This is a genomic window from Kribbella sp. NPDC050281 (genome assembly GCF_040655855.1).
Taxonomy (GTDB): Bacteria; Actinomycetota; Actinomycetes; order Propionibacteriales; family Kribbellaceae; genus Kribbella.
In genome coordinates, this window is record NZ_JBFAKS010000007.1 from 214,458 (window position 1) to 230,002 (window position 15,545).

The 15,545-nt window shown below is 68.8% G+C and carries 15 protein-coding genes and 1 tRNA gene; 12 read left to right on the forward strand and 4 right to left on the reverse strand.

The genetic code is table 11. The features are described from left to right. Nucleotides 1–46 precede the first annotated feature (46 nt). From AB0I34_RS10570 to AB0I34_RS10580, 3 genes are all read left to right on the forward strand, one after another. Nucleotides 47–1,099: a S8 family serine peptidase gene (locus AB0I34_RS10570; RefSeq protein WP_360442758.1), complete on the forward strand. Its 1,053-nt coding sequence runs from the start codon at nt 47–49 to the stop codon at nt 1,097–1,099. Between the two features lie 137 nt (nt 1,100–1,236). Beyond that, nucleotides 1,237–3,588, forward strand: a complete 2,352-nt coding sequence (gene lon / locus AB0I34_RS10575) for an endopeptidase La (RefSeq protein WP_360442761.1) — start codon at nt 1,237–1,239, stop codon at nt 3,586–3,588. Between the two features lie 143 nt (nt 3,589–3,731). Further along, nucleotides 3,732–6,143: a transglycosylase domain-containing protein gene (locus AB0I34_RS10580; RefSeq protein ID WP_360442764.1), complete on the forward strand. Its 2,412-nt coding sequence runs from the start codon at nt 3,732–3,734 to the stop codon at nt 6,141–6,143. Nucleotides 6,144–6,150: 7 nt separating this feature from the next. Here the strand turns inward: AB0I34_RS10580 and AB0I34_RS10585 are convergent, their stop codons facing one another. Next, entirely contained in the window at nt 6,151–6,618 is a 468-nt protein-coding gene (locus AB0I34_RS10585) for a GatB/YqeY domain-containing protein (protein WP_360442767.1), read from the reverse strand. A gap of 26 nt (nt 6,619–6,644) precedes the next feature. Between AB0I34_RS10585 and AB0I34_RS10590 the strand changes: the two genes are divergently transcribed. Both AB0I34_RS10590 and AB0I34_RS10595 read left to right on the forward strand, forming a co-directional pair. Next, nucleotides 6,645–7,604, forward strand: coding sequence for a metallophosphoesterase (locus tag AB0I34_RS10590; RefSeq protein WP_360442770.1), 960 nt, complete (start codon nt 6,645–6,647; stop codon nt 7,602–7,604). A 9-nt stretch (nt 7,605–7,613) separates the two neighbouring features. Beyond that, nucleotides 7,614–7,690: transfer RNA gene (locus AB0I34_RS10595), tRNA-Pro, on the forward strand. Between the two features lie 40 nt (nt 7,691–7,730). Here AB0I34_RS10595 and AB0I34_RS10600 read toward each other — a convergent pair. Next, nucleotides 7,731–8,087, reverse strand: coding sequence for a YciI family protein (locus tag AB0I34_RS10600; RefSeq protein ID WP_360442773.1), 357 nt, complete (start codon nt 8,085–8,087; stop codon nt 7,731–7,733). Nucleotides 8,088–8,111: 24 nt separating this feature from the next. Between AB0I34_RS10600 and lipB the strand changes: the two genes are divergently transcribed. The 7 genes from lipB (at nt 8,112) to AB0I34_RS10635 (ending at nt 13,342) form a co-directional block, all read left to right on the forward strand. After that, nucleotides 8,112–8,741, forward strand: a complete 630-nt coding sequence (lipB, locus tag AB0I34_RS10605) for a lipoyl(octanoyl) transferase LipB (protein WP_360442776.1) — start codon at nt 8,112–8,114, stop codon at nt 8,739–8,741. An 18-nt stretch (nt 8,742–8,759) separates the two neighbouring features. After that, nucleotides 8,760–9,176, forward strand: coding sequence for a hypothetical protein (locus tag AB0I34_RS10610; protein WP_360442779.1), 417 nt, complete (start codon nt 8,760–8,762; stop codon nt 9,174–9,176). Beyond that, a complete protein-coding gene (locus tag AB0I34_RS10615) occupies nt 9,169–9,870 on the forward strand; it encodes a carbohydrate-binding family 9-like protein (RefSeq protein ID WP_360442782.1) in 702 nt (233 codons plus the stop codon). Before AB0I34_RS10610 ends, AB0I34_RS10615 begins: the two co-directional genes overlap by 8 nt. A gap of 43 nt (nt 9,871–9,913) precedes the next feature. Continuing rightward, a complete protein-coding gene (locus tag AB0I34_RS10620) occupies nt 9,914–10,846 on the forward strand; it encodes a tetratricopeptide repeat protein (protein WP_360442785.1) in 933 nt (310 codons plus the stop codon). 122 nt (nt 10,847–10,968) lie between these two features. Continuing rightward, nucleotides 10,969–11,757, forward strand: coding sequence for a CoA transferase subunit A (locus AB0I34_RS10625; protein WP_360442788.1), 789 nt, complete (start codon nt 10,969–10,971; stop codon nt 11,755–11,757). 1 nt (nt 11,758) lies between these two features. Beyond that, entirely contained in the window at nt 11,759–12,388 is a 630-nt protein-coding gene (locus AB0I34_RS10630) for a CoA transferase subunit B (protein ID WP_131361416.1), read from the forward strand. 60 nt (nt 12,389–12,448) lie between these two features. Further along, entirely contained in the window at nt 12,449–13,342 is an 894-nt protein-coding gene (locus AB0I34_RS10635) for a carbohydrate kinase family protein (protein ID WP_360442792.1), read from the forward strand. On the opposite strand, the gene AB0I34_RS10640 is transcribed toward AB0I34_RS10635, so the two are convergent. Then, entirely contained in the window at nt 13,299–13,979 is a 681-nt protein-coding gene (locus AB0I34_RS10640) for an SDR family NAD(P)-dependent oxidoreductase (protein ID WP_360442795.1), read from the reverse strand. The genes AB0I34_RS10635 and AB0I34_RS10640 overlap by 44 nt on opposite strands. Nucleotides 13,980–14,013: 34 nt before the next feature. Continuing rightward, nucleotides 14,014–15,054: a hypothetical protein gene (locus tag AB0I34_RS10645; protein WP_360442798.1), complete on the reverse strand. Its 1,041-nt coding sequence runs from the start codon at nt 15,052–15,054 to the stop codon at nt 14,014–14,016. Between the last annotated feature and the right edge of the window lie 491 nt (nt 15,055–15,545).

The window sequence follows — 15,545 nt, forward strand, 5'->3', positions numbered from 1 at the left end:
GCGCCGGTCGGTCGACGTCGGCGGGTGAGCCACTGGCCGCGAACCAGTGGAACATGAAGCTGATCCAGGCCGACCAGGCCAACGAGGTCAACCCGGGCAGTCACAGCGTCCTGGTCGGCGTTCTCGACAGCGGAATCCAGGAACCCACCCGGACCTCGCGCCGAACATCGACCGGGCCGCCTCGGCGGGCTGCGCGAACGAAGGCGTGCCGGACACGTCCGAGGCCGCGTGGACCGACGACTTCGGCCACGGGACGCACGTGGCCGGCATCGTCGCGGCCGCCAAGAACGGGATCGGCGTGGCCGGGGTCGCACCGAACGTGCGGGTCGCGTCGATCAAGGTCGGCGACGCGGACGGCTTCATCTACCCCGAGTTCGCGGTCTGCGGATATGTCTGGGCCGCGGACCACGGCGTGGACGTCGCCACCGCGTCGTTCGCGGTGGACCCGTGGCTGCGGTGGTGCGCCACCGATCCCGATCAGAAGGCCGTCTCCGCCGTGATGCAGCGGGCGATCAGCTATGCGAACGGCAAGTCGGTCGTCGCGGTCGCCTCGCTGGGCAACGACAACTGGGACCTGGCGCACAACGTCGTCGACTCCTTCAGCCCGACCAACGGCCCTGCGCAAGTGCGGGTCACCGACAGCAACTGCAAGATCTTCCCGGCCGAGGCCACTGGCGTGAACGGCGTCAGCTCGGTGGGAGCGTTCAAGGACCGCTACTACAACTCGAACTACGGAACGGGTAAGGCCGACATCACCGCCCCGGGTGGCGACCGGCTCTTCCAGATCCCGCAGACGCCGGACGCGGACGGCCGGGTGCTGTCGAGCGTGCTGGACGGCTACGGCTACATGCAGGGCACCTCGATGTCCACTCCGCACGTCGCGGGCGTTCTCGCTCTGGTGAAGAGCAAGCACCCCGAGGTGTCCGGGCAGCAACTCTTCACGGCCGCCGTCCGCGCGGCGGAGATGCTGCCGTGTCCGCCGGGTGGGATCGACGACCCTGACGGTCAGGGCACGTACAAGGCCGTCTGTGACGGCGGCGCCACCGGGTCCGGCTTCTACGGCGCCGGGCTGGTGAACGCACTCAACGTCGTCAGCTGATCACGTTCCGGGTCTGGCGGTCCCGTTCGGCCGCCAGGCCTGGTTCACCGTGAGCGAACGCCGCCCCCACCGGGAATGACCTGGTGGGGGCAATGGTTGAGCCTGTCAGACTCAATCTTTCGTAAGGGTGTGACAGCGTGACCGATACGTTGAATCTTCCTGTTCTGCCGCTGGACGACGTCGTGGTCCTGCCGGGGATGGTCGTGCCGGTCCGACTGGCCGACCCCGAGGCACGGGCGGCGATCGACGCCGCGCAGGCCTCTGGCCAGGACCAGGTGCTGCTGGTACCGCGGCTGGACGGGAAATATGCCAAGGCCGGGACGCTCGGTGAGATCGAGCAGATCGGCCGGCTGCCGGGCGGTGCCCAGGCGGCCGTGATCCGCGGGACCTCGCGGGTCCTGATCGGCGCCGGGACCACCGGTCCGGGTGCCGCGCTGTGGGTAGGCGCAACCGAGCTGCACGAGATCACCGACACCAGGTCGGCCGAGCTCGCCCGCGAGTACAAGACCCTGATGACCTCGGTGCTGCAGCGTCGCGGCGCCTACCAGGTCATCGACTCCGTGAAGCAGGTGAACGATCCCGCGGAGCTGTCCGACCTGGCCGGCTACGCGTCGTACCTGACCAACGAGCAGAAGTCCTGGCTGGTGGAGAACCCGAACGTCTCCGAGCGGCTGGAGAAGCTGATCGGCTGGGTGAAGGACCACCTCGCCGAGCTCGAGGTCTCCGAGACGATCCAGAAGGACGTCCAGGAGGGCATGGAGAAGCAGCAGCGGGAGTTCCTGCTGCGCCAGCAGATGGCCGCGATCCGCAAGGAACTGGCCGAGCTGGACGGCAAGGCCGAGTCCGAGGAAGAGGACTACCGGGCCCGCGTCGAGGCTGCCGACCTGCCCGAGCACGTGCGCAAGGCCGCGCTCGCCGAGGTCGACAAGCTGGAGCGGACCGCGGAGCAGTCCCCCGAGGTCGGCTGGATCCGCACGTGGCTGGACACCGTTCTCGAACTGCCGTGGAACGAGCGGACCGAGGACAGCTACGACATCCGCGACGCGCGGGCCGTGCTGGACGCGGACCACTCCGGTCTGGACGACGTCAAGGAGCGCATCACCGAGTACCTGGCCGTACGGCGCCGCCGTGCGGACCGTGGCCTCGGTGTGGTCGGTGGACGCCGCAGTGGCGCCGTACTGGCCCTGGTCGGTCCGCCTGGTGTGGGTAAGACCTCGCTGGGTGAGTCCGTGGCGCGGGCGATGGGCCGCAAGTTCGTCCGGGTCGCGCTGGGCGGCGTGCGGGACGAGGCCGAGATCCGCGGTCACCGGCGGACGTACGTCGGTGCGCTGCCGGGCCGGATCGTCCGGGCCATCACCGAGGCCGGATCGATGAACCCGGTGGTGCTGCTGGACGAGATCGACAAGGTGGGTGCGGACTACCGGGGTGACCCGACGGCCGCTCTGCTGGAGGTCCTCGACCCGGCGCAGAACCACACCTTCCGGGACCACTACCTGGAGGTCGAGCTGGACCTGTCCGACGTGGTCTTCCTGGCCACGGCGAACGTGCTGGACTCCATCCCGGCGCCGCTGCTGGACCGGATGGAACTCGTGCAGCTGGACGGGTACACCGAGGACGAGAAGGTCGTCATCGCCCGTGACCACCTGCTCCCGCGTCAGCTGGAGCGGGCGGGCCTGACGGCGGACGAGGTGACCATCGAGGACTCGGCGCTGCGACTGCTGGCCGGCGAGTACACCCGTGAGGCCGGCGTACGGCAGCTGGAGCGTGGGATCTCCCGGGTCCTGCGTAAGGTGACGGCTCGGATGGCACTCGGCGAGGACACTGGTGCGCTGACCATCGGCGCCGGCGACCTGAAGAGCTACCTGGGTTCGCCGAAGTTCACTCCGGAGTCCGTCGAGCGTACGGCGCTTCCGGGTGTGGCTACCGGGCTGGCAGTGACCGGTGCGGGTGGTGACGTGCTCTTCGTCGAGGCGTCGCTGGCCGACAAGGAGACCGGCCCGACCGGAGTCACGCTGACCGGACAGCTCGGTGACGTGATGAAGGAGTCGGCGCAGATCGCCCTGTCGTACCTGCGCTCGCACGGCGCGGAGCTGGGGCTGCCGGTCGGCGACCTGGCCGAGCGGAACGCCCACATCCACGTCCCGGCCGGTGCCGTCCCGAAGGACGGACCGTCGGCGGGTGTCACGATGACGACCGCACTGGCGTCGCTGCTGTCCGGGCGGCCGGTCCGCTCGGAGGTCGCGATGACCGGCGAGGTGTCACTGACCGGACGGGTCCTCCCGATCGGTGGGGTGAAGCAGAAGCTGCTCGCCGCGCACCGGGCCGGGCTGACCACGATCCTGATCCCGAAGCGGAACGAGCCGGACCTGGAAGACGTACCGGAGTCCGTGCTCGCGGAGCTGACCGTCCACCCGGTCAGCGACGTCCGCGAGGTGCTCGACCTGGCCCTCGAACCGGCCCAGGTGGACGCACACCAGTACGCCGCCTGACCGGCGTACGACAGGAGGGCCCGAGCGCTTCGCTCGGGCCCTCCTCCTTTTGGATGAAACCCTTTCCGACACGCCCGCAGGGCGTGATGGAACTCACATTCGCCCAGGTAACCCGACCAGGCGATCCCGTAGTCTCTATAACCATGCGTGTCAGGGAAAAGGGCGACCGGGGAGTCGTTCAATCTGTGGTTCTGTTCCTCGGGGTGAGCGTGCTGTCGGGGGCTTTGGCCGCCGGTCTCGCCATCCCGTTCGCCGGCCTGGCCGGATTCACCACCGAGAAGACCACACAGACCCTGCAGGACCTGCCGCAGCAGTTCGACGAGGTCCCGCTCAAGCAGAAAAGCACCATCCTGGCCGCCGACGGTTCGCTGATCGCCACGCTGGCCGAGCAGAACCGGGTGCCGGTCTCGCTCGACAAGGTCGCGCCGATCATGCAGAAGGCGATCGTCGCGATCGAGGACGACCGGTTCTACGAGCACGGCGCGCTGGACGCCAAGGGCACTCTGCGCGCGCTGCTGCAGAACCAGTCCGAGGGCACGGTCCAGCAGGGTGGTTCCAGCATCACCCAGCAGTACGTGAAGATCAGCCTGGTCGAGAAGGCGAACACGCCCGCGGAGGTCGCGGCCGCCACGGCCGACACCTACCAGCGCAAGGTCGCCGAACTGCGGTACGCGATCGCGGTCGAGAAGCAGTACTCGAAGAACGAGATCCTGGAGAAGTACCTCAACCTCGCGAACTTCGGCGATGGTGCCTGGGGCATCGAGGCCGCCTCGCTGCACTACTTCTCCGTGCACGCCTCCCAACTGACGCTGCCGCAGGCCGCACTGCTGGCCGGCCTGGTGAAGAACCCGACCGGCTACGACCCGACGAACGACATGAAGCGGGCCAAGGACCGCCGCGACGTCGTACTGCGCCGGATGCTCGAGCTGAAGGTGATCTCGCTCGCCCAGGCGAACGCGGCGCTGAGGACCCCGGTGATCAATCCGGCCAAGGTCCGGCCGAACAAGCTCGGCTGCGCGAACGGCCCGTACCCGTTCTACTGCGAGTACGTCGTCTCCCAGCTCGAGGACAACAAGGCCTTCGGCAAGGACCGGACCACCGCGGCGAACTACCTGAAGACCGCCGGTCTCACCATCCGCACCTCGCTGGACCCGAAGATGCAGAAGGCCGCGCAGAAGTCGATCGACCAGCACACCAAGAAGGGTGACCAGGCGATCGCCGCGATCACCATCGTCGAGCCCGGCACCGGGCTGGTGAAGGCGATGGTGCAGAGCAAGCCGTACGGCAACAAGAAGGGCCAGACGTCGTACAACTACAACGTCGAGAAGTCCTACGCCGGCGGGTACGGCGGCTTCCAGAACGGTTCGACGATGAAGGCCTTCACGATCGCGGCCGCGATCCAGAAGGGCTTCCCGCTCACCTACAAGATCAACTCGCCCAACAGCCTCCCGCTGGGCGGCAAGAAGTGGACCACCTGCACCGGTCACGTCACCGCCGAGCCGGGGTACACCCCGGGCAACTCGACCACGAACGTGGCGGATCCGACCATGATCCAGGCGGCGCAGAGGTCGACCAACACCTACTTCCTGCAGCTGTCCCAGCAGGTCGGACTGTGCCCGATCGCGACCATCGCGTCGAAGCTCGGCATGTACGACGCCCAGTCGGGCGACCCGCTCGGCCAGTACCCGTCGATGACACTGGGCGTCGGCTACGTGACCCCGCTGCAGCTGTCGAACGCGTACGCCGCCTTCGCGGCGCGGGGCATGTACTGCAAGCCGTGGCTGGTCACCTCGGCGAAGGACGCGTCCGGCAAGGCGGTCAGCACGCCCGGCGCGGACTGCAAGCAGGCGCTGGCCCCGGAGGTCGCCGACGGCGTCAACGAGGTGCTGCACATGGTGATGGAGCCGGGTGGGACCGGCCAGCACCTGAAGTTCGGCCGGAGCGATCTGGCCGGCAAGACCGGAACGATCCAGGACGCCAAGGCCGTCTGGTACGCCGGTTACTCGTCCAAGCTCGCCTCCGCCGCCGTCGTGGCCGACGCGTCGCCGCCGTACAAGCGGCTGGTCGGCCAGACGCTGGACGGCACGGACATCCGAGAGGCCTCCGGCTCGGGGACCGCGGGTCCGCTGTGGGAGACCGCCCTGCAGGGCGCGCTCCAGGGCCTCCCGACGACTCACTTCACCAAGCCGTCGGACAAGACCATGCGCGGGAACGTGAAGGACCTGCCGTTCGTGAACGGTATGAATCCGGACGACGCCGCGAACAAACTGCGTCAGGCCGGCTTCGATGTCGAGATCGCCTCCGGCACGGTCAACTCCGAGGAGACCGCGGGCACCGTCGCCTACACCGACCCGCGGCAGCGCGACGGCGCGCCGGAGGGCTCGAAGGTGACGATCTTCGTCTCCAACGGCAGCCAGAAGAACGAGCCCGACAACACTCCGAAGCCCCCGAAGACGACCAAGCCCCCCGGCGGCCCGATCACGATCAACCCCAACTGCCCGCCGTGGAACCCGAAGTACCCGAACTGCAGCGGCGGAGGCCGCGGTCCCGGCTAGGCCGTGCTCAGGCGCCGAGCTGGCGCTTCACCTCGGCGGAGACGACGGCGCCGTCGGCCTTGCCCTTGACCTTGGGCTGCAGGGCACCCATGACCTTGCCGATGCCGCGCGGGCCGAGCTCGGCCGCGCCGGTGGCGGCGACAGCCTCGGTGACCAGGGCAACGATCTCCTCCTGGCTGAGCTGCTCCGGCAGGTACTCGGCCAGGATGTCCGCCTCGGCCTGTTCCTTGTCGGCGAGCTCGGCGCGACCGGCCTCGCGGTACGCGACCACCGACTCGCGGCGCTTCTTCGCCTCCGAGCTCAGGACGTCGACGACCTCGGCGTCGGACAGCTCCCGGGCCTCCTTGCCGGCCACCTCCGCCTTGGTGATCGCCGTGAGCGCCATCCGCAGGGTCGACTTGCGGATCTCGTCGCGCGCCTTCAGGGCGGCGGTCATGTCGTCGTGCAGGCGCTGCTTCATTCCGGAGTTGGACATGACCAGCATTGTGGCAGGCTGGTGGAATGAGTTTGCGCGGGCTTGCCACCACCACCCTCAAGACCACGGCGGTTGTCGGCGCCGTGGGAGCGGCCTGCGTCGCGTACGCGGCCGCCGTCGAGGTGCGCTGGTTCACACTGCGCAGAGTGACGGTCCCGGTGCTCCCCGAGGACTCGGAGCCGCTGAAGGTGCTGCACCTGTCCGACCTGCACCTGATGCCGGCCCAGGAGCGCAAGATCAACTGGGTCAACGACCTGGCCGCGCTCGAGCCCGACCTGATCGTGAACACCGGCGACAACATCTCCCACGAGGCCGCGGTGCGGCCGCTGCTCCGGGCGTACGGCGACCTGCTCGACGTACCCGGGGTGTTCGTGTTCGGCTCCAACGACTACTGGAAGCCGCACTTCAAGAACCCGGGGAAGTACCTGCTCCCCGCGCACAAGCAGCGGCACAAGCCGCACGGCCCGGACCTCCCGTACGAGGAGATGCGGCGCGCGTTCACCGGCGCCGGCTGGACCGACCTGAACAATGCGAAGGCGACGCTCAAGGTCAACGGCCTGCGGCTGGACTTCGCCGGCACCGACGACCCGCACATCAAGCGCGACCGGTACGACGAGGTCGCGGGCGAGGTGGACCCGACGGCCGACCTGTCCATCGGCGTCACGCACGCGCCGTACCAGCGCGTGCTGAACGGGTTCGTCAGCGACGGCTATCCACTGGTGCTGGCCGGCCACACTCACGGCGGACAACTGGCGGTGCCGCTCTACGGCGCGCTGGTGACCAACTGCGATCTGGACACGTCGCGGGTGAAGGGCCTGTCCACATGGGGCTCCGGCGGCCGCCAGGCGGCCCTGCACGTGTCCGCCGGGCTGGGCACGTCGCCGTACGCGCCGATCCGATTCGCGTGCCGGCCGGAGGCGACACTGCTGACCCTGGTGCCACGGATAAACCCGATTTCGTCCCCACGGTCGGCGCATGTAAGCTAACGGCGACTTCGGGCTGTGGCGCAGCTTGGTAGCGCGCTTCGTTCGGGACGAAGAGGTCGCAGGTTCAAATCCTGTCAGCCCGACCACGTGGAAGAGGTCCCTCGGTGAGGGGCCTCTTTTTCGTTGTCAGTCTTCAGATGCCTCGGCGATCGAGCGGGGCGGCCGCACCTTGACGAACTGCAGGTTGCCGGCCGGCATCATCCAGGTCATGACGTCGACCGCCAGCCGGCCGGCCAGCACCGCGGGATCGGCTTCCACGTGCGCGCGGGCGGTGGCAGCGTCCACCGACCAGATCGAGAAGCCGCGGTAGCGCTCGTCGTCCTGGTCGGTCAGCGGTCCGCGGGCCAGGATCAGCCCGCGCTCCTGCAGGTCGGCGCCGTGCGCGAGGTGCCGGTCCTGCAGGGCGGCCGCCTCGTCGTCCGTCATCAGCGGCGCGTCCGGCCGCAACGTCAGCAGGGTCACGGTGTAGCGGTCGAATCGCATACGTCGAAACGTACGCTGAAAGACATGCAGCGAGTGGATCTGGGCGAAGTGGACTACGAGGTCGCCGCGAAGGAGATGCGCGACTGGGTCGAGGAGCGGGTGGAGGGCACGGCCGAGGACCGGCTGTTCCTGCTCAGCCATCCGCCGGTGATCACCTACGGACCGCGGACGTCGCTGGACGACCTGCCCGCGGAGGCGGCCGCGATCCCGTCGGTGGCTGTCGACCGCGGCGGCTTCGCGACGTACCACGGGCCCGGGCAACTCGTCGGGTACCTGGTGATCGACCTCAAACAGCGTGGGCCGGTGGACATCGTGCGCTGGCTCGAGAACGGGTTGATCGAGGCGCTCGGCTCGCTCGGGTTCCCGCTGGTCCGGCGGGAGACGCCGAAGGGCGCGAGCAGCCTGGTCGGCGTGTGGACCGAGGACCACCGCAAGCTCTGTTCGATCGGGATGCGGATCCGCCGGGGTGTGACCAGCCACGGGTTCTCGGTCAATGTGGATCCCGCCATGAACGTCTTTCACACATTCACGAGTTGCGGGCTGCACGACGTCACGATGGTCTCCCTGGCCGAGCTCGCCGCCGAGCGCGGCGTACCCACGCCGACGGATGCCGAGGTGCGCGATGCGATCGCCCACTCCCTGGGGGCCGGCTGATCCCGATAACCTGCCGCAATGAGCTCCGAAGACGACGAGGACCGGTACGACGCCCCGCCGTTGCCGCCGCTGCTGATCGTGGCGGTCGTCGGGCTACTGTGCGGGTTCGCGACGGTCGGGCTGGTGTGGCTGAGTGAGCGCGGCTGCGAACGGTTCCGCGACACCACGAACTGCGGCCCGCTGGGCTTCCCGCTGCTGGTGCTGATCGTGGTGGTGACCATCGTCCTCGGTGGTCTCGCCCTCAGCCGGCTCGCGCTGCCGCATGCCCGGCTGATCGCCTTCCTCGGGGTCGCGTTCATGCTGATCCTCGTGATCGCGTTCCTGTCCGGGAACCTGTCGTCGCCGTGGACACTGGCGATCGTCCCAGCGCTGACCACGATCACCTTCCTGCTCGCCAATCTCGTCGCCCGACTGCTGGAGCGTGCTGATGCCTGACCTGCCCGTCTACGACTGCCCGCGGACGCCGGCCGCGCCGAACCTCGACGGCACCCTCACCGATCCCGCCTGGGACGTCGCGCCGTGGACCACCGACTTCGTGCCGATCACCGGATCCGGCCCGGCGCCGCGATACCAGTCCCGGGCCAAGCTGATGTACGACGACGAGTACCTGTACGTCGGCGGGCTGCTCGAGGAGCCGCACGTGTGGTCGACGATGCGGGAGAAGAACACCAAGCTCTTCCACGAGAACAACTTCGAGCTGTTCCTCGACCCGGACGGCGACGGGCAGAACTACTACGAGTTCGAGATCAACCCGCTCGGCACGATCTGGGAGCTGACCCTGCCGAAGCCGTACGTCGACGGCGGCGTACCGGTGGACCCGACGAACCTGCCCGGTCTGCGCACCGCGATCCACGTCGACGGCACGGTCAACGACCCGTCCGACACCGACACCGGGTGGTCGGTGGAGCTCGCCGTACCGTGGGCCGACCTGGCGTCGTACAACGCCGGCCGGGCAACCCCACCGAACGCGGGCGACGAGTGGCGGATGAACCTGATGCGCTGCCAGTGGCCGCACGAGGTGGTGGACGGGGCGTACGTGAAGGGATCCGATCTGGAGTTCTGGGTCTGGTCACCGCAGTACGTCGAGGACATGCACCTCCCGGCGCGCTGGGGAGTACTGCGCTTCTGACCCGGTGACGTCGGGTTACCACCCGCGAGGGACAATCAGGTACGTGAACTCAGGGGGCTCAGGCGGTCTGCACAGCCTTGAGGCAGACCAGGTCGTCAGCGCGATCGAGCGCGCTTGCGAGAGCGACCTGCGCACCGCCCTCCGGCTGGTCGCCCGGTACTCGGCCTACTGGTGGTCGCGCGGGCTCCAGGACGAGGCCGCTGCGGCCGCGGAGCGGGTGCTCAGCATGCTCGGACGGAGCGTGCCGGTCGGGCTGGACGAGGAGTACCTGCTCGCTGTGCTGCACGGCGCTGCGTCGGCCGAGCAGGAGCAGCTGGAGCTGGCCCAGCAGATCGTGGCGGCGACGACCGGACCCTTCCGGTACTCCGTGACCGTGCTGCTGTGGTCACTGGTGTTCGGACCATTCGAGTCGGCCGAGCTGGTCGAAGAGGTGCTGGAGCGGAACGAGGGCGGTGACGCCTGGGCGCGGGCCGCCGTCGAGCTCTGCCGCGGGTATCCGGGCCTGACGGCGGAGACTCCGGATGAGGCGGCTCAAGCGCTGCGAACGGCGCTGGGGCGGTTCCGGATGCTCGACGACGCTTGGGGGATGTTCCTGGCGGTCGGCGCGCTCCGGCAGACCGTGGACGAGCCTCTGGACCTGACCACGGAGTCTCTGGCTCTTGCGGAGCAACTCGGCCTGGACGAGGAGGTCGGCGTACTGCTGTGTCAGCGCGGTGACCTCTATCGACGCCTCGGCAAGCTGGAAGACGCGCGGGACGACTACAGCCAGGCTCTGGACGTCAGTGAGCGTGCAGACCTCCCCGAGACCGCCGCTGCGGCCCGCATAGGCCTGGCCCGCACCGAGCGCCTGTGCGGCAACCTCCCGGCCGCCCGAACCCACCTCTCGGCCGTCCTCGTGTTCCCGGAGTTGGAGGACGCCCACTTCGAGGCGGCGCACGAGCTCGCCGTACTGAACGCCTCCGAGGCATCCGCATAGCACCCGACCACATGTCCGGGTGGTACGGCGGCACATCTGTGGTCGCGGCCACATCGCGGGAGTCGTCCCCTGCTGGTTAGAGTCGGGAACGACCCAGCTCAGACATGCAACGGAGCAGCCTGATGGACAAGACGTACGACTCACCGCAGGCCGCGGTCGACGACATCGGCGACGGCGCGAGCCTCGCGGTCGGCGGCTTCGGGCTGTGCGGCAACCCGATGGAGCTGATCACCGCCCTGCACGACAAGGGGGTGAGCGGGCTCAGCGTGGTCTCGAACAACTGCGGCGTGGACGACTGGGGCCTGGGCATCCTGCTCGCGGACAAGCGGATCGCCAAGATGACATCGTCGTACGTCGGGGAGAACAAGGAGTTCGCCCGGCAGTTCCTGACCGGTGAGCTCGAGGTCGAGCTGACCCCGCAGGGCACTCTGGCCGAGAAGCTGCGGGCCGGTGGCTGCGGGATCGCCGCGTTCTTCACCCTGGCCGGGGTCGGCACCCAGGTCGCCGACGGCGGGCTGCCGCAGAGGTACAACCCGGACGGCTCGGTCGCGAAGGCCTCGGAGCCGAAGGAGACCCGCGAGATCGACGGTACGACGTACGTGCTGGAGGACTCGATCACCACCGACTTCGGGCTGGTGCACGCGCTGAAGGGCGACACCCACGGCAACCTCGTCTTCGACCGCAGCGCGCGCAACTTCAACCCGCTGGCCGCGATGGCCGGCCGGGTCACCATCGCCTCTGTCGAGGAGCTGGTCCAGCCTGGTGAGCTGGACCCGGACGAGATCCATCTGCCCGGTGTCTACGTCCAGCGGGTAGTTGCGGTCGGCAAGAACATCGAGAAGCGGATCGAGAAGCGCACCGTCCAACCCCGCGAGGCGTACGAGGCCGCGCGCGAGAAGCTGGAGGCCTGAGATGCCACTCACCCGTGAGCAGATGGCCGCCCGCGCCGCCTCCGAGCTCGAGGACGGCTCGTACGTGAACCTCGGCATCGGCCTGCCGACGCTGGTCCCGAACTACATCCCGGACGGCGTCACCGTCGTCCTGCAGAGCGAGAACGGCATCCTCGGCGTCGGGCCGTACCCGGTCGAGGGCGACGAGGACCCGGACCTGATCAACGCCGGCAAGGAGACCGTGACGACGCTGCCGGGCGCCTCGTTCTTCGACTCGTCGCTGTCGTTCGGGATGATCCGCGGCGGTGCGATCGACGCGGCCATCCTGGGCGCCATGCAGGTCTCGGCCAAGGGCGATCTGTCGAACTGGATGATCCCCGGCAAGATGGTCAAGGGCATGGGCGGCGCGATGGACCTGGTGCACGGCGCCAAGAAGGTGATCGTGCTGATGGAACACGTCGCCAAGGACGGCTCGCACAAGATCCTCGAGGAGTGCGACCTGCCCTACACCGGGCGTGGCGTGGTCAATCGGATCATCACCGACCTCGCCGTACTGGACATCACCGAGGACGGTCTGCGGCTGGTCGAGCTCGCCGACGGCGTCACCTTCGACGAACTCCAGGCCAAGACCGGCGCGCCGATCAAGCAATGAGTGTGTTCAGCTCCTGAAAGACACCTGTGATCGCGGGCGAAAGTCGGGTATACGGGACGGGTGGAGCTGGATGTGTTTGTGATCGGCGGGGTCGGGATCGACACGATCGTTCGCGTGCCCGGGCTGCCCCTGGACGACGTGGAGACGATCCACGTCGAGCCGGTCGAGTCGTACGTCGGCCACACCGGTCACGGCGTCGCGCTCGGATGCCACCTGCTCGGGCTGCGGACCGGGCTCGCGGACGTGATCGGCGACGACGAAGAGGGCTACCGGATCCGCAAGCTGTACGACGACCTCCGGGTGCCACTGCACGTCGCGTTCCACCCCAGTGGCACCCGCCGTTCGGTCAACCTCGTCACCCCGGACTGCCGGCGCCTGGCGCTGTACGACGGACGCCACCCGGCCGGACTGCAGGTCGACCCGGACCTGTGGCGGACGAGCTGCGCCCAGGCCGAGCACGTCCACGTGTCGATCATGGACTTCGCCCGGCAGGCGCTGCCCGACGCGCTCGCCTGGGGCTGCTCGATCTCGACCGACCTGCACGACTGGGACGGCCGCAACGACTACCACAAGGACTTCGCCACCGCCGCGGACATCGTCTTCGTCTCGACCAGCGCGCTCACGCTGGACGCGGTCGACTGGATCCTCGCGAAGGGCCGCGCCCGGATCGTGGTCGCGATGGCCGGGGCCGACGGCAGCTACCTGCACTTCACCGACCGGCCGCCACAGCACGTCCCGGCGATCGAGCTCCCCGACCGGCCCGTCGTCGACACCAACGGCGCCGGCGACGCCTACGTCGCGGCGTTCCTGGCCCGCTGGCTCGACGGCGTCGGCTGGTACGACGCCGCCGTCGCCGGATCGATCGCCGGCGCCTGGGCCTGCGGCTCCCGCGGCACCCACACAGATCTGATCACGGCTGAGGAGCTAGCTGCTCGAAGTGGAATGCTCGGATGAAACAGTCGCGCGACTGACCGACCCCGAACATCACGCAGTCGACCACTGATTGCGCGGTCAGGGTGGCGCCGGTCTCCCGGGGTCCGTCCTGGACGAAATCCGGTGGGAACAGCGAGATCACTCGGATCCCCTCGGGCCGCAACCGCTCGGACAGGATCTCGGCGTACCCGGCCTGGGCATGCTTCGCGGCGTAGTACGCCGCGTGGGCGGCCGAGCGATGCTGTCCGGGCTCCCCCGTTGCGGAGACCAGGTTGACGATGTCCGGGCGCTCGGAGGCTCGCAGCAGCGGCAGCATCCGCTCGGTGAGCAGCACGGTCCCGGTCGCCACCCCGGCGATCGTGTCGGCGATGTCGGCCGGGTTCGCGACTGCGCCCAGGTAGCGGGCACCGCTGTTCACCAGGATGTCGAGACGATCGACGTGGAGAGCATCGATCGACGCCGGGTCGGCGAGGTCAAGTACGGCGGAGGTCGCCGTACCACCGGCGGCGCGGATGACGTCGACGGTCTCGTCCGCCGCGGCCTTGGTCCGGGCGGTGACGAGGACCTCAGCCCCGGCCGCCGCGAAGGCGAGAGCGAGCTTCCGGCCGGTGTCGCGGCCGGCTCCGGTGACGAGAACGTGCTGTCCGGTGAAAGTCATGCGCCGGATGCAACCACCTCAAGCCGACTGGAGGTCAACCGCCCGCAACGCTCAGGCCGCGCGTCGTGCTCCGAACCGCCGTGTTCCAGGCGGAGTACAGGCGACGGGCCGAGCCTCCGATGGGACCGACGGCGGCGAAGACGGCACCCCGGCTCGCCGGGCGCGCGTTCTCGACGGCGTCCTCGGCCTGCTCCGGACGGTCGATCGTCGACGAGCAGACGTCGAGGATGTAGCCCGGGACCTGGAGCTTCGGGTCCACACAACCGACCAGCGGTACGCCGACCGCCGCCACGATCGGGAACACGGTCCCGGGGATGCCGACCGCACACTCCGCGGTGGCCGAGGCGGGGATCGAGCCGAGTGGGCTGATCTCGTACTGGTCCCACAGCGTCGGGTCCTCGCGCGGGTGCAGGCCGACGACGATGTGCTTGCCCGCCGCCTCCAGCTTCGCCGCCGAGTCGAGCAGCAGTTGCGTCCCGGGCGCGGCGTTGCCGGTCTGATCCGGGTGGGTCACGCTCGTCAGCACCAGCACGCGGTCCGCCTGCGGCGTGTAGTCCGGCAGATCGTCGGTCTGCGGTGACCCCACCATGCGCACCCGCTGGCGCTTCCAGCCCAGGTACGCCGCGAACACCTCGGACTCGGCCGGAGACGCGGCCGTCACCAGCTCCAGACGCGAGCGGAACTCCTTGGCCCGTGGCGCCTCCACCGGGTTCAGGTACGCCAGCGAACTGGCCACCAACGGCATCCGCTTCAACGCAGCCGCACAATCTGCCGGCCAGTCCGAAGCGCCGTTGACGACCAGCAGATCAGCCCGCGGTATGTCGTCCAGCGTCGCGACCGGGACCGGATCGGTCGGCGTGATCTGCGACAGATCCGGGACCAGTTGCACCAGCTCCCAGCCGCGCCGCGCGGCCTCCGCGAGCAACGGCTGCGCGTGGTACGTCCCCCACGGCTCGTTCGTTGCCAGCAGCACCCTCGTCCGCCGCGGCCGGGCGGCGATCGAGAGGCCTGGGGTCGCGGCCAGGCCGGCTCCCAGCGCACCGGCCTTCAGCAGGGTCCGTCGCGTCGTGATCATGCGCTTGAACCTAAACGGTTCAGCACACCGCGACATGAACACCTCCTGAAGACTCAGGCTCCGTTCATTGGGTCGTACCGCTCCTGGACCAAAAGTTGCTGGTGAAGTATTTCCCGTGCCGTGCACAGGAAGTGACGACACGGATGTGATCTGTGTCCACATGGGTGTTCAACTAAGCCGTTCGTCCAAGGCGCCACCACGGTCGCCGCCTACGACTACGACAACGCGATCCGCGAGCGGGTCGCGTCTGCGCCGGCAACCCCGAGGTGGGCGCTCTCCCCCATCCCGACCGCACGCGTTCTGGTGGGTTGACCCACTAGAACGTGGGTTTGCCAAGCGCACGCGGCTGGCCAACCCACACACTCGTGGGTCAACCCACCACAGCACGAGTTCACCATGAACCACCCCGGGTTTGATGCACACCTCCTTCGTTGGGAAGGTGGCAGTCATGCCGAGCAAGTACGACGAGCAGACCCGGGCCAAGGCGGTTC

Bases quoted from the DNA above. Each gene is read 5' to 3' on its own strand.
- AB0I34_RS10630 (WP_131361416.1), top strand. From the start codon at position 11,759: ATGCCACTCACCCGTGAGCAGATGGCCGCCCGCGCCGCCTCCGAGCTC.
- AB0I34_RS10610 (WP_360442779.1), top strand. From the start codon at position 8,760: ATGAGCTCCGAAGACGACGAGGACCGGTACGACGCCCCGCCGTTGCCG.
- AB0I34_RS10590 (WP_360442770.1), top strand. From the start codon at position 6,645: ATGAGTTTGCGCGGGCTTGCCACCACCACCCTCAAGACCACGGCGGTT.
- AB0I34_RS10645 (WP_360442798.1), bottom strand. From the start codon at position 15,054: ATGATCACGACGCGACGGACCCTGCTGAAGGCCGGTGCGCTGGGAGCC.
- AB0I34_RS10585 (WP_360442767.1), bottom strand. From the start codon at position 6,618: ATGTCCAACTCCGGAATGAAGCAGCGCCTGCACGACGACATGACCGCC.
- AB0I34_RS10615 (WP_360442782.1), top strand. From the start codon at position 9,169: ATGCCTGACCTGCCCGTCTACGACTGCCCGCGGACGCCGGCCGCGCCG.
- AB0I34_RS10640 (WP_360442795.1), bottom strand. From the start codon at position 13,979: ATGACTTTCACCGGACAGCACGTTCTCGTCACCGGAGCCGGCCGCGAC.
- AB0I34_RS10600 (WP_360442773.1), bottom strand. From the start codon at position 8,087: ATGCGATTCGACCGCTACACCGTGACCCTGCTGACGTTGCGGCCGGAC.
- AB0I34_RS10625 (WP_360442788.1), top strand. From the start codon at position 10,969: ATGGACAAGACGTACGACTCACCGCAGGCCGCGGTCGACGACATCGGC.
- AB0I34_RS10580 (WP_360442764.1), top strand. From the start codon at position 3,732: ATGCGTGTCAGGGAAAAGGGCGACCGGGGAGTCGTTCAATCTGTGGTT.
- lipB (WP_360442776.1), top strand. From the start codon at position 8,112: ATGCAGCGAGTGGATCTGGGCGAAGTGGACTACGAGGTCGCCGCGAAG.